Origin of the sequence: Pseudoflavonifractor phocaeensis (genome assembly GCF_016901735.1) — a bacterium.
In the GTDB taxonomy this organism is placed as follows: domain Bacteria; phylum Bacillota; class Clostridia; order Oscillospirales; family Oscillospiraceae; genus Pseudoflavonifractor_A.
The window spans coordinates 26633-38735 of the sequence record NZ_JACLZC010000011.1 but is presented as its reverse complement, the minus strand read 5'-3'; the positions used below and the strand labels follow the sequence as shown (position 1 = coordinate 38735).

Below are 12103 nucleotides of genomic sequence, written 5' to 3'. Positions count from 1 at the left end.
TATTCTATTTTGTCAAGCCCCATTTTGAAAAAATAAAACAGCAGACCCGACGTCCCAAAGCGGGACGCCGGGTCTGAACGTGGGATTACCGTTTGGGCTCCGCCGTGACCAGGCGGATGAGCACCTGGGTCATCTGCTCCAGGGCCGCGGTGGGGATGTACTCGTGGACGCTGTGGAAGTTGACGCCGCCGGTACACAGGTTGGGACAGGGCAGACCCATATAAGAGAGCCGCGCGCCGTCGGTACCGCCCCGGATGGGCACCTCCATGGGCGTGATGCCCACCGCCTCCATGGCGGCCCTGGCCTTCAGGATCAGATACATATGGGGCTCGATCTGCTCCCGCATGTTGTAATACTGGTCCTTCAGCGCCACCTCCACGGTGCCCGCGCCGTACCGCTGGTTGAGATAGTCGGCGGCGCGGAGGAGGAAGGTCTTGCGGGCTTCAAACTTGGCCCGGTCGTGGTCGCGGATGATATATTGCAGCACCGTCTTGGTCTCGTCGCCCGCCAGCTCGCTGAGGTGGTAGAACCCCTCATACCCCTCGGTATGGGCGGGGGTCTCTGCCGGAGGCATCAGGCCCACATAGTCGTGGGCAATGAGAAGGGCGTTTTTCATCTTGTTTTTGGCCGAGCCGGGATGGATGTTGACCCCGTGGATGGTGACCGCGGCGGCGGCGGCGTTGAAGTTCTCGTATTCGATCTCGCCCAGCTCGCCGCCGTCCACGGTGTAGGCCACCGCCGCGCCGAAGCCCTCCACATCGAAGTGGTCTGCGCCCTGGCCCACCTCCTCATCGGGGGTGATGCCCACGGCGATGCGGCCGTGGGGGATCTCCGGGTGGGAAGCCAGATACTCTACGGCGGTAAAAATCTCGGCCACGCCGGCCTTGTCATCCGCTCCCAGCAGGGTGGTGCCGTCGGTGACGATCAGGTCCTGTCCCCGATATTTGGCCAGGCTCTCAAAATCCGCCGCCTTCATGACGATCCCCCGCTCGGCATTGAGCACGATGTCGCCCCCCTCATAGCGGACCAGACGGGGCTTGACGTTGGCGCCGGGCGCGCTGGGGGAGGTGTCCATATGGGCGATGAGGCCCATGCAGGGTACCCCTTCACAGCCGGGCGTGGCGGGCAGCCAGCCGTATACATATCCATACTGATCCATATGCGCCCCCTGCAAGCCCATCTGGGACAGCTCGGCGGCCAGCGCCTCGCCCAGTATCTTCTGCTTGGCGCTGCTGGGGAAGGTGGTGCTGTGTTCATCCGACTGGGTATCATAGGTCACATACTTCAAAAATCGTTCCACTGCATTCATGGGATACTTCCTTTCCGGATCTGGTCTCCAGGTCTTTTCACGCCCCTCTTGACGGGAGCCTGACAGATACACTATACTACCGTGGGTACCAAACCACGCCGGGCGGTCCATCACCGGCCCGGATAACATTGATGATATAGATTATTTTACCATAAGGAGCATGATTTTTCCATGGTCAACTTCCGTGAATTTTCCTATCCCTCCAGCGACGGCTGCCACCAGGTCCACGCCGCTCTTTGGACACCGGCGGAGCGCTCGCCCAGAGGCGTGGTGCAGCTGGTCCATGGAATCTCCGAATATATCGGCCGGTATGACGCCTTTGCCCGGTTTTTGGCTGAGGCCGGCTTTGTGGTCTGCGGCCACGACCATCTGGGCCACGGCAAAACCGCCAAGGGGCCGGAGGAATACGGCTTTTTGGGGGATACGGAGGGATGGGACCACCTGGCCTGGGACGTGCTGGCCCTGCGCTCCCGGATGGACGCCCAGTATCCCGGTCTGCCCTACTGCCTGATGGGCCATTCCATGGGCTCCTTTGTGGTGCGCACCTATCTCATCCGCTGGCCGGGCACCGTGGACCTGGCCATCCTCTCGGGCACCGGCCAGGAGAGCGCCCCCCTCATCGCCTTCGGCAAGTGGGCCGCCGCCCTTCTCTGCGCCCTGAAGGGCCCCAACGCCCGCAGCGCGTTTATCACCTCCCTCTCTCTGGGGGCCTACAACCGGCAGTTCAAGCCCAACCGCACCAACGCCGACTGGATCAGCCGGGACACCGCCGTGGTGGACGCCTATGTGGCGGACCCGCTGTGCCGCTTCGTGCCCACCGTGGGGATGTTCCGCGATATGATGGGGGGCCTCCAGTTCATCGGCAACCCCAAAAACATCGCCAATATGGACCCCCACACGCCCGTTCTCCTCTTCTCGGGAGAGCAGGACCCGGTGGGAAGCTGCGGCGCCGGGGTAAAAAAAGTGGCCGACGCCTTCCGCAAGGCCGGCGTCTCCGACGTGACCCTCACCCTCTACCCCGACGGACGCCACGAGATGCTCAACGAAATCAACCGGGAGCAGGTCTACCGGGACGTCCTTTCCTGGCTGGAACGTCATCTGCATCACCGATGAAAAATTTTCCTCCTCTTCTTTTTGTATACTTTCCGCCTGCCCGCATATGCTAAAGGCGGAATTCCAATCTGAGGAGGTCCTGACGCAATGTTTTTGGACAAGATCGCCCTGATCCTTGCCATCATCGGCGGGCTCAACTGGGGCAGCATCGGTATCTTCGGCTTCGATCTGGTGGCCTTTCTCTTCGGCGGCTCCACCAGCGCCCTGAGCCGGATCATCTATACCCTGGTGGGCATCGCCGCCGTCTGGTGCATTTCCCTGCTCTTCCGGGATACCACCGCCGGAGAGAAAACCTGAGTCCATCCCAAATCGCAAAAAGGCTCCGGGCCATCGGTCCGGAGCCTTCCTTTGTCAAGCAAGGGTCGTATTTGCATCGACGCGGGCGACCACAAGAGTCGCCCCTACGAGCCGGGAAAATGCACCATCGTCTCCCACCACAGAGCGCCTTCCCTATCTCTTATCTCTCTTGGGTTTTGCGTTTTTCTTGGGCTTCGGCTTGGCCCAGCCCGCCTTCCGCTTGGGATTGGAGGCGTTATGCTCCACCCGCAGGCCCGCCTGCTTGAGCTTGGGCTTGCCCGATTTGCCTTTGTTCTTCTCCTGGGGCTTATGATAGTCCTTCCCCTCCGGCGGGCGCTGGCCGGGGCCCGGCCGGAGCAGGCACTCCTTGCCGTAGCCGATCAGATCCTCCCGCCCGGTGCGGCGGAGGGCCTCCAGCACCAACGGCCGCTTTTCCGGGCGCTTCCACTGCATCAGCGCCCGCTGCATGGCCTTCTCGTGGGGGTCGGTGGGCACATACACTTCCTTCATGGTGCGGGGATCGATGCCGGTATAGTACATACAGGTGGACAGGGTGCCGGGAGTGGGGTAGAAATCCTGCACCTGCTCGGGCTGCCGTCCGCCCTTGTTGAGCCACTCGGCCAACTGAACCGCATCCTCCAGGGTACAGCCCGGGTGGCTGCTCATGAGGTACGGCACCAGATACTGCTCCTTGCCGTACTTCTGGTTGAGCCGCTGGTACTTATCGCGGAATTTTTCGTACACTTCGATATGGGGCTTGCCCATGTAGTCCAGCACCGAATTCACACAGTGCTCCGGGGCCACCTTCAGCTGTCCGGAAATATGGTATTTCACCAGTTCGGCAAAAAATTCGCCGCTCTTGTCCTGCATCATGTAGTCAAAGCGGATGCCGGAACGGATGAAGATCTTCTTGATACCCGGAATGGCACGCAGCTCCCGGAGGAGTTTCAGGTAATCGGTATGGTCGGCGTCCAGATTGGGGCAGGACTTGGGGGCAAGGCAAGCCCGGTTTTTACAAAGGCCGTGCTCCTTCTGCTGGGCGCAGGAGAGATGGCGGAAATTGGCGGTGGGGCCGCCCACGTCGTGGATATATCCCTTGAAGCCGGGGTGCTGCGTCAGCAGCTTTACCTCCCGGATGACGCTCTCATGGCTGCGGGAGGTGAGCATCCGGCCCTGATGGAAGGCTAGGGAGCAGAAATTGCACGCGCCGAAGCAGCCCCGGTTGTGGGCCACCGAGAAGCGCACCTCTTCAATGGCGGGCACGCCTCCCATCTCGTCGTACATGGGGTGGGGTTCCCGCACATAGGGCAGCTCCGCCACCTCGTCCAGCTCGGCCGTGTCGAGGGGCATGGCCGGCGGGTTGGCGATGACCCACCGCCGCTCATGGCGCTGCACGATGGCCCGGCCCCGGATAGGGTCGTGTTCCTCATACTCCACCTTGTTGGCCAGGGCATAGGCTTTTTTGTCGCTGGAAACCTCCTCATAAGAGGGGACCTCCACCGACGGATAGCGGCAGGCGTCGGGCCGGTCGGCCAAAAAGCAGGTACCCTTCACGTCGGTGATCTCCCCCACCGGCACCTTGGCGGCCAGCTTGGCGGCGATCTCCTTGGTGGCCCGCTCCCCCATGCCGTAGACCAGCAGATCCGCCTGGCTGTCCACCAGCACCGAGCGGCGCACCTTGTCCTCCCAGTAGTCATAGTGGGCGTAGCGGCGCAGGGAGGCCTCCAGCCCGCCGATGATGAGAGGGATATCGCCAAACACCTCCCGCACCCGGTTGGCGTAGACGATGGTGGCCCGGTCGGGACGGAGCCCGGGGCGATTGCCCGGGGAATAGGCGTCATCCTGGCGGCGGCGCTTGGCCACGGTATAGTGGGCCACCATGGAGTCCAGGTTGCCCGCCGAGAGCATCACCCCCAGGCGGGGACGGCCCAGGGCCGTAAAAGAGGACGGGTCCCGCCAGTCGGGCTGGGCCAGCACCGCCACACGGTAGCCCTCCTTCTCCAGTAGGCGGGAGATGATGGCCGGGCCAAAGGTGGGGTGATCCACATAGGCGTCGCCGGTGATGACGAGAAAGTCATACCAGTACCAGTCCCGGTCCAGCATGTCCTCCTTGCTTACGGGTAAAAATGCGTTCATAGGGCAACCTCTTTCTGATAGGATACGGGCAATTTAACCCTCCAGCTGGGCCATGCCCTGCCGGATACGGCGGAGGGTCTCCTCCTTGCCCAGAATGTGGCACAGCTCCACCGCGCCGCCGGGGGTTACCGCCTTGCCGGACACCGCCGTGCGCACCGGCCACATGATGCGGCCGTTTTTCAGCTCGTGGCCCTGGGCCAGACCGATGAGGCAGTCGTGGATGGCGTCATAGGTCCAGTCCTGCAGCGCCTCCAGGGCGGGCAGCACCAGCCGGAGCGCCTCCAGAGAATTTTCCACATTGGTTTTCATCTTCTTGTGGCAGTAAAGCTCGTTGGAGTACTCCGGCAAAACGTCGAAAAAGTCCACCTGTGGTGCGATGTCCAGCCAGGTATCACACCGGGGCTGGACCAGAGGGGCGATGAGGGTATGGTCAATGCCCGGGGTTTTCACCGCTTCCTTCAAATAGGGCTCGGCGCCGGCGTAGAAGGCCTCGGGAGAGAGGGCGCGGAGGTATTTGGCATTGAAGTACTTGAGCTTCTCAATGTCGAAAATGGCGGGAGACTTGGAGATGCCCGCCACGTCGAACACGTCGGCCAGCTCCGAGAGGGTGAAGAACTCCCGCTCGCTGTCCTCCCCCTTGGGGGACCAGCCCAGCAGGGTCACATAGTTCACCACCGCCTCGGAGAGGTAGCCCATGGAGATGAGATCCTCGTAAGAGGGGTCGCCCTTGCGCTTGGACATCTTGTTGTGGGCGTCCCGCATGACGGGCGAGCAGTGGATATAGGTGGGCACCTCCCAGCCAAAGGCTTCATAGAGGAGGTTATACTTGGGGGCGCTGCTCAGATACTCACTGCCGCGGACCACATGGGTAATGCCCATCATGTGGTCGTCGATGACGTTGGCAAAGTTGTAGGTGGGCAGGCCGTCGGATTTCAGCAGGACCTGGTCGTCCAGGGTGCTGTTCTCCACGGTGATGTCCCCAAAGACCGCGTCATGGAAGGTGGTGCTCCCCTCGGCGGGAATTTTCTGGCGGATGACATAGGGGTCGCCCCGGTCGAGGCGTGCCTGCACCTCTGCGGCGTTCAGGTCCCGGCAGGGATCGGGGCCCCGGTTGAAGTCCCCGCTGTCCTCTTCCGACTCGGTCTTGGCGCAGAAGCAATAGTAGGCGTGGCCCTTCTCCACCAGGAGCTGGGCGTACTTGCCATAAAAATCCCGGCGCTCGGTCTGAATGTAGGGACCCACGGGACCGCCCACATCGGGGCCCTCGTCCCAGGTGAGCCCGCACTTGCGGAGGGTGGCATAGATCACATCGGTGGCGCCCTCCACCAGGCGGCCCTGATCGGTGTCCTCAATGCGCAAAATAAACTTGCCGCCGGCGTGGCGGGCGATGAGCCAGGTATAGAGGGCGGTGCGCAGGTTGCCCACGTGCATATAGCCCGTGGGGGACGGCGCGAACCGGGTGCGCACCTCGCCCTTGGGGATGCGGGCCTCCATTTCCTCAAACCAGCTGTAATCCAGAGCCATAACGCGTTCCTCCCAAAAGTACGCCCGGCGCGCCAGCCGGCGTCCGGGCAGATTTTCGTTTCATCACGCTTTATTATACTTGCTTTCCCCCTCCTTGACAAGGGCAATCACTGCCTTTTCCCCAACAAAAGGGCGTCCCGGGATGCCGACGGCACCCCGGGACATGAGTTGAAAGAGAGGATCGGAAAAACTCACAGATAATAGAGGATATCGCTGTACGTGGGCATGGGCCAGTCGGCCTTCCCCACCTTGACCTCCATGGCGTCGGAAGCGGCGCGGGCCTCCTCCATGCGGGGCAGCACCGCCTGACAGTAGTAGGTGGCTACCTCCACGCTGCCGCCGGCGGGCACCCCGGACAGGGCGGTCTCCAGCGCCTGGGCGCAGTCCATCAGCTTGGCGGTGCCGGCGGTAACCTCGGCGCACAGGGTCGCCTCGGCGGGGGCGTCGATGCCGATACTCTTTTTCACCGCCACGCCCTCGGCCACCTTGCCGGAATAGGACATGCAGGCCGGGATGATCTGCTTGCGCAGCATATCCACCATGGTCAGGCCCTCGATGTTCAGCGACTTGCTGTACTCCTCCAGGCAGATCTCCTGGCGGCTGGCCATCTCGCTGGGGGTGTAGACGTTATGCCGGGTAAAGAGCGCCACGTTCTTTTCGCTGGTGTAGTAGGGCAGCGCCTCGGGGGTGGACTTCAGGTTGAGCAGGCCCCGCTTCTCGGCCTCCACCGGCCACTCCTCGCCGTAGCCGTTGCCGTTGAAGATGATGCGCTGGTGGGCGGTGATCTCCCGGCGGACCAGTTCGGCCAGAGCGGCGTCAAAATCGGCGGCGGCCTCCAGCTCGTCGGCAAACTGGCGCAGCTCCTCGGCCACGGCGGTGTTGAGCATGATGTTGGTGCAGGCCATGTTCAGGCTGGAACCGGGCATACGGAACTCAAACTTGTTGCCCGTAAAGGCAAAGGGAGAAGTCCGGTTGCGGTCGGAGGTGTCCTTGGGAATGGTGGGCAGGGCGGTGACGCCGATGTTCATGCGGGAGCGATCGGCGGCGGCGCAGGTCTCGCCGGTGACGATGGATTTCAGCACCGCCTCCAGCTCGTCGCCCACATACATGCTGACGATAGCGGGGGGCGCCTCGTTGGCCCCCAAACGGTGGTCGTTGCCGGCGGTGGCCACGCTGATGCGCAGCAGGTCCTGGTAGTCGTCCACCGCCTTGATGACCGCCGTCAAAAACAGCAGGAACTGGGCGTTTTCCGCGGGCGTCTTGCCCGGGTCCAGCAGGTTCTCGCCGCTGTCGGTGCCGATGGACCAGTTGTTGTGCTTGCCGCTGCCGTTGATGCCCTCAAAGGGCTTTTCGTGGAGGAGGCACACCAGGCCGTGACGCTGGGCCACGTTCTTCATGATCTCCATGGTGAGCTGGTTGTGGTCCACGGCGATGTTGGCTTTGCAAAAGACCGGCGCGCTCTCATGCTGGCAGGGGGCCACTTCGTTGTGCTCGGTCTTGGCATAGATGCCCAGCTTCCACAGCTCCTCGTCCAGCTCGGCCATAAACGCCTTCACCCTGGGACGGATGGAGCCGAAATAATGGTCCTCCATCTCCTGCCCCTTGGGCGCGTGGGCGCCGAAGAGGGTACGGCCGGTGAGGATCAGGTCGGGGCGCTTGGCATAATCCTTCGCGTCAATGAGGAAATACTCCTGCTCGGCGCCCACAGTGGTCACCACACGCTTGGTCTCCTTGCCGAAGAGCTTGAGCACCCGGCAGGCCTGGTGGCTGATGGCGTCCATGGAGCGGAGCAGCGGGGTCTTTTTGTCCAGCACCTCGCCGGTATAGCTGCAAAAGGCGGTGGGGATATAGAGGGTATCATCCTTGATAAAGGCGTAGCTGGTGGGGTCCCAGGCGGTATAGCCTCTGGCCTCAAAGGTGGCCCGCAGGCCGCCGGAGGGGAAGCTGGAGGCGTCCGGCTCTCCCTTCACCAGCTCCTTGCCGGAAAACTCCATGATGACGCCGCCTCCGTCCACCGGGGTGAGAAAGCTGTCGTGCTTTTCCGCGTTCACGCCGGTCATGGGCTGGAACCAGTGGGTGAAATGGGTGGCGCCCTTTTCGATGGCCCAGTCCTTCATGGCGTTGGCCACCACGCTGGCCACATGGGGTGCCAGAGCGGTGCCCTCCGTCATGGTCTTTTGCAGGGCCTCATAGACGCTCTTGGGCAGGTGAGTGCGCATGACCTTGTCGTTGAACACCATGCTGCCAAACAGTTCAGGGACATTTTTCATCGCAAGTTCCTCCTCTTTCCATCGTCGCAGGCAAGCGCCCGGAAATTCGTATACGAAAAGGCGCCATGGAGCCTCCGCTCCACAGCGCCCTTGCTGCCTGATGGGGCGTAGTATACACCCTTTTGCCCCTTTTTGCAAGCCTATTTTGCCCACATTTCATGTTTTGGTCAACTTCGCTTTTTTGACCCGGTCAATTCCGGCCGCTTTTGGATATTCCGCCGCTTTTTGAGGCTGTTGGTGCAGTCCAAAATCTTTCTCTTGCATTTTTCATAAATCGCGGTATAATAATGCCAATATGAACAAAGGCGTTCATGAAAGAGGGACGCGGACACAAGTACCGCATCCCTTCTTTCGTGAACGCCTTTTTTCTATTTTATCAAGAAAGGCCGTGATGACATGCTGAGAGAAGGTCAGGTGCGTATCCCCTCCGGCTGCGCCATTTCGGGGATCTTTTCCCGTTCCGGACAGCCCATCCGAGGCGACCGGATCATCCGCTCCATTGCCGCCATGCATGACCGCTCCAACGGACTGGGCGGCGGCTTCGCCGGCTACGGTATCTATCCCGAGTTTGCCGACTGCTACGCCTTCCACCTCTTTTACGACGACGAACAGGCCAAGGCCCAGTGCGAGGCCCTCCTGGAACGCCGCTTTGAGATCGCCTCCATGTCCAAGATCCCCACCCGCAAGCAGGATAACATCCACGACGCCCCCCTGATCTGGCGCTACTTCGTCCTGCCCCGCAAGGTGCCCCTGGAGGAAAGCGAGCTGGACGAGGCGGAATATGTGGTCCGCTTTGTCCTGCGGGTCAACACCACCATCTCCGGCGCTTATGTCTTTTCCAGCGGCAAAAATATGGGCGTTTTCAAGGCCGTGGGCTTCCCCGAGGATGTGGGCCAGTTCTACCGCCTGGAGGAGTACCAGGGCTACTGCTGGACCGCCCACGGACGCTATCCCACCAATACCCCCGGCTGGTGGGGCGGCGCGCACCCCTTCGCCCTGCTGGACTGCTCGGTGGTCCACAACGGCGAGATCTCCAGCTATGACGCCAACCGCCGCTTTATCGAGATGTTCGGCTACGCCTGCACCCTCCAGACCGATACCGAGGCCATCGCCTATATCCTGGACTACCTGGTCCGCCGGCTGGGCCTCACCATGGGGGAGGCCGCCAACGTCATCGCCGCCCCCTTCTGGTCCACCATCGATCAGCTTCCCCCGGAAGAAAAGGCCCGCATGACCTACCTGCGCAACGCCTTCTCCAGCTTGCTGGTCACCGGCCCCTTCTCCATCCTGGTGGGCTTTACCGGCGGACTCATGGCCCTCAATGACCGCTTAAAACTCCGCTCCATGGTGGTGGGCGAAAAGGACGATATGGTATACATCGCCTCGGAAGAGTGCGCCATCCGCGTCATCCAGCCGGAGTTGGACAAGCTGTGGGCCCCCAAGGGCGGCGAGGCCGTCCTGGTCACCCTGGACCATCAGAAAGGAGGCGGACGATAAATGGCCGTCGATTTCCTCTATCCCCCCTATGAAGTCATCCGCAACATGGACCGGTGCATCTCCTGTCGGGCCTGTGAGCGCCAGTGCGCCAACGAGGTCCACAAATACGACGTGGACTTCGGCCATATGGTCTCCGACGAGTCCAAATGCGTCAACTGCCACCGCTGCGTCTCCCTCTGTCCCACACGGGCGCTGAAAATCGTGAAAACCGACCATACGTTTAAGGAAAACGCCAACTGGACCGGGAAGGCCATCACCGAGGTCTACCGGCAGGCCGGCACCGGCGGCGTCCTCCTCTCCTCCATGGGCAACCCCGAGCCCTACCCCATCTATTGGGACAAGCTCCTCATCAACGCCTCCCAGGTCACCAACCCCTCCATTGACCCTCTGCGGGAGCCCATGGAGACCCGCACCTTTTTGGGCAAGAAGCCGGGAAAAATCGTCCGGGACGAAACCGGCCGGCTGGTGCCCAATCTGGCCCCCCAGCTGGAGCTGAGCATCCCCGTCATGTTCTCCGCCATGAGCTACGGCTCCATCTCCTACAACGCCCACGCCTCCCTGGCCCGGGCCGCCCAGGCCCTGGGCATCTACTACAACACCGGCGAGGGCGGACTCCATCAGGATTTCTACCAGTACGGTCCCAATACCATCGTGCAGGTGGCCTCCGGCCGGTTCGGCGTCCACAAGGACTACCTCAACACCGCCGCCGCCATTGAGATCAAAATGGGACAGGGCGCAAAGCCCGGCATCGGCGGCCATCTCCCCGGCCTCAAGGTGGGGCCCGACATCTCCCGCACCCGCATGATCCCCGAGGGCACCGACGCCATCTCCCCCGCCCCCCACCACGATATTTACTCCATTGAGGATCTGCGCCAGCTGGTCTTTTCCCTCAAGGAGGCCACCAACTACCAAAAGCCGGTGATCGTCAAAATCGCCGCCGTCCACAATGTGGCCGCCATCGCCTCGGGCATCGCCCGCTCCGGCGCGGATATCATCGCCATCGACGGCTACCGGGGCGGCACCGGCGCCGCCCCCACCCGTATCCGGGACAACGTGGGCATCCCCATCGAGCTGGCCCTGGCCGCCGTGGATCAGCGCCTCCGGGATGAGGGCATCCGGGATCAGGTCTCGGTGGTGGCGGCCGGCTCCATCCGCTCCTCCGCCGATCTCCTCAAGGCCATTGCCCTGGGGGCCGACGCCGTCTACATCGGCACCGCCGCCCTGCTGGCCCTGGGCTGCCACCTGTGCCGCTCCTGTCAGGCCGGCAAGTGCAATTGGGGCATTGCCACCCAGCGCCCCGATCTGGTCCGCCGCCTCAACCCCGACATCGGCGTCCAGCGGCTGGTCAACCTGGTCACCGCCTGGGATCATGAGCTGAAAGAGATGATGGGCGGTATGGGCATCAACTCCATCGAGGCCCTCCGGGGCAACCGCCTGATGCTCCGCGGCATCGGCCTCAACCAGAAGGAACTGGAGATCCTGGGCGTCAAGTACGCCGGAGAATAAGAGAGGAGGGAGCGCCATGAAGCGCGTTTATGTCAATGAAAAATGGTGTCTGGGCTGCCACCTCTGCGAATATTACTGCGCCTTTGCCAACTCCGGCAAGTCCAGCATGGTCAAAGCCCTGAAAGACCACAAAATCGCCCCCCGCATCCGCATCGAGGAGCGCAACAACATTTCCTTTGCCGTCTCCTGCCGCCACTGTGAGGACCCCCTGTGCGTCAAGGGCTGTATCTCCGGCGCGCTGACCATCGTGGACGGCGCGGTCCACATCGACACCGACAAATGCGTGGGCTGCTGCACCTGTATTTTGCTCTGCCCCTACGGCGCGCTGAGCCACAGCGAGGCGGGCGCGGTGCAGAAATGCGAGCTGTGCCAAAAAAATGAGTTCGGCGTCCCCCTGTGCGTCCAGGGCTGTCCCAACAAGGCCATCGTCTACGAAGAGAGGTGAACCACT

At 62.2% G+C, this 12103-nt stretch carries 9 protein-coding genes; 5 read left to right on the top strand and 4 right to left on the bottom strand.

Features of this window, described 5'->3' with window-relative positions:
- Positions 1-85: 85 nt before the first annotated feature.
- Positions 86-1309, bottom strand: a complete 1224-nt coding sequence (gene pepT, locus H7U37_RS04105) for a peptidase T (protein WP_204873849.1) — start codon at positions 1307-1309, stop codon at positions 86-88.
- 171 nt (positions 1310-1480) lie between these two features.
- On the opposite strand from pepT, the gene H7U37_RS04100 reads away from it, so the two are divergent.
- A complete protein-coding gene (locus H7U37_RS04100; RefSeq protein WP_204873847.1) occupies positions 1481-2422 on the top strand; it encodes an alpha/beta hydrolase in 942 nt (313 codons plus the stop codon).
- Between the two features lie 87 nt (positions 2423-2509).
- Complete coding sequence (locus tag H7U37_RS04095) at positions 2510-2719, top strand: DUF378 domain-containing protein (RefSeq protein ID WP_204873845.1); 210 nt, start codon at positions 2510-2512, stop codon at positions 2717-2719.
- Positions 2720-2872: 153 nt separating this feature from the next.
- On the opposite strand, the gene H7U37_RS04090 is transcribed toward H7U37_RS04095, so the two are convergent.
- The 3 genes from H7U37_RS04090 to H7U37_RS04080 all read right to left on the bottom strand — a co-directional run bounded on the left by H7U37_RS04090 (position 2873) and on the right by H7U37_RS04080 (position 8649).
- Positions 2873-4855, bottom strand: coding sequence for a YgiQ family radical SAM protein (locus tag H7U37_RS04090; RefSeq protein WP_204873843.1), 1983 nt, complete (start codon positions 4853-4855; stop codon positions 2873-2875).
- A 33-nt stretch (positions 4856-4888) separates the two neighbouring features.
- Complete coding sequence (gltX, locus tag H7U37_RS04085; RefSeq protein WP_204873842.1) at positions 4889-6379, bottom strand: glutamate--tRNA ligase; 1491 nt, start codon at positions 6377-6379, stop codon at positions 4889-4891.
- A gap of 191 nt (positions 6380-6570) precedes the next feature.
- The gene (locus tag H7U37_RS04080) at positions 6571-8649 is read right to left on the bottom strand and encodes a glutamine synthetase III family protein (RefSeq protein ID WP_204873840.1); all 2079 of its coding nucleotides are present in this window, start codon (positions 8647-8649) and stop codon (positions 6571-6573) included.
- A gap of 396 nt (positions 8650-9045) precedes the next feature.
- Between H7U37_RS04080 and H7U37_RS04075 the strand changes: the two genes are divergently transcribed.
- From H7U37_RS04075 to H7U37_RS04065, 3 genes are read left to right on the top strand one after another with little or no spacing between them, the layout of a single operon-like run.
- The gene (locus H7U37_RS04075) at positions 9046-10146 is read left to right on the top strand and encodes a class II glutamine amidotransferase (protein ID WP_204873838.1); all 1101 of its coding nucleotides are present in this window, start codon (positions 9046-9048) and stop codon (positions 10144-10146) included.
- Entirely contained in the window at positions 10147-11652 is a 1506-nt protein-coding gene (locus H7U37_RS04070; protein WP_204873836.1) for a glutamate synthase-related protein, read from the top strand.
- Positions 11653-11668: 16 nt separating this feature from the next.
- A complete protein-coding gene (locus tag H7U37_RS04065) occupies positions 11669-12097 on the top strand; it encodes a 4Fe-4S dicluster domain-containing protein (RefSeq protein ID WP_204873834.1) in 429 nt (142 codons plus the stop codon).
- The last annotated feature ends 6 nt before the right edge of the window (positions 12098-12103 follow it).

Bases quoted from the DNA above. Each gene is read 5' to 3' on its own strand.
- H7U37_RS04075 (WP_204873838.1), top strand. From the start codon at position 9,046: ATGCTGAGAGAAGGTCAGGTGCGTATCCCCTCCGGCTGCGCCATTTCG.
- gltX (WP_204873842.1), bottom strand. From the start codon at position 6,379: ATGGCTCTGGATTACAGCTGGTTTGAGGAAATGGAGGCCCGCATCCCC.
- H7U37_RS04070 (WP_204873836.1), top strand. From the start codon at position 10,147: ATGGCCGTCGATTTCCTCTATCCCCCCTATGAAGTCATCCGCAACATG.
- H7U37_RS04100 (WP_204873847.1), top strand. From the start codon at position 1,481: ATGGTCAACTTCCGTGAATTTTCCTATCCCTCCAGCGACGGCTGCCAC.
- H7U37_RS04065 (WP_204873834.1), top strand. From the start codon at position 11,669: ATGAAGCGCGTTTATGTCAATGAAAAATGGTGTCTGGGCTGCCACCTC.
- H7U37_RS04095 (WP_204873845.1), top strand. From the start codon at position 2,510: ATGTTTTTGGACAAGATCGCCCTGATCCTTGCCATCATCGGCGGGCTC.
- H7U37_RS04080 (WP_204873840.1), bottom strand. From the start codon at position 8,649: ATGAAAAATGTCCCTGAACTGTTTGGCAGCATGGTGTTCAACGACAAG.
- pepT (WP_204873849.1), bottom strand. From the start codon at position 1,309: ATGAATGCAGTGGAACGATTTTTGAAGTATGTGACCTATGATACCCAG.
- H7U37_RS04090 (WP_204873843.1), bottom strand. From the start codon at position 4,855: ATGAACGCATTTTTACCCGTAAGCAAGGAGGACATGCTGGACCGGGAC.